General features: G+C 62.9%; 1 protein-coding gene. It reads left to right on the top strand.

What is annotated here, in order from left to right; all coding sequences use genetic code 11:
- Positions 1–21: 21 nt before the first annotated feature.
- Positions 22–673 (top strand): heme biosynthesis protein HemY (locus A3730_RS20870; RefSeq protein WP_369819107.1); only part of this gene is annotated, 652 nt, incomplete at its 3' end.

Genomic DNA, 673 nt, shown 5'->3' with positions numbered 1-673 from the left:
GAATTGAAGGTGCTGGCGGACATGGCGCCGCGCAACAAGCGTATTCTCAATACCTATGCCGAGGTACTGGAAAGCCAGAAAGACTGGCAGGTGCTGTGTGCCCTGATGCCGCGTTTGAAGCGGGCCTTTGGCGAGGCCAACCAGGGCCGTCGTGAGCGCCGGGCCTGGTTGGCCTGGTTGCAGGAAACCGCCCGCAAGCCTGGCTTCAACGATGCCGATAGTCGCCGGGATGAATTGCGCAAACTCTGGAAAGATGTGCCGGTACACCTGAAAAACGATCCGGCCATGGTGGCCCGCTATGCCGGTTTCCTGGCCCAGCTGGGCGGTGGCCGTGGAGCCTTGAATCTGGTCCGTGAGCAGTTGGATTCCCAGTGGGATGACCGCTTGCCGCCGGTGCTGGAAGCCATCGACGATATTCCCCCGGACGACCTGCTGCAGGTGCTGGAAAAGTGGCTGGTAGAACGACCGGGCAATGCGGCGGTGTTGATCACCGCTGGCCGTGTTGCGCTGAAAGCGCGTCTGTGGGGCAAGGCGCAGGGCTTTTTCGAGGCGGCGGCCAACTCCAGCCAGAGTGCCACGGCGCTGGCGGAACTGGCGCGCCTGTACCGGGCGCTGGGCGATTCCAGCAAGGCCATGTCTGCGTTTGATCGCCGTATGGCTCAGCTGGAAGGCA

This window comes from Alcanivorax sp. HI0044 (assembly GCF_001634945.1).
Note: the sequence above shows the minus strand (reverse complement) of the source record. Positions and strands in the feature narration are given on the sequence as shown.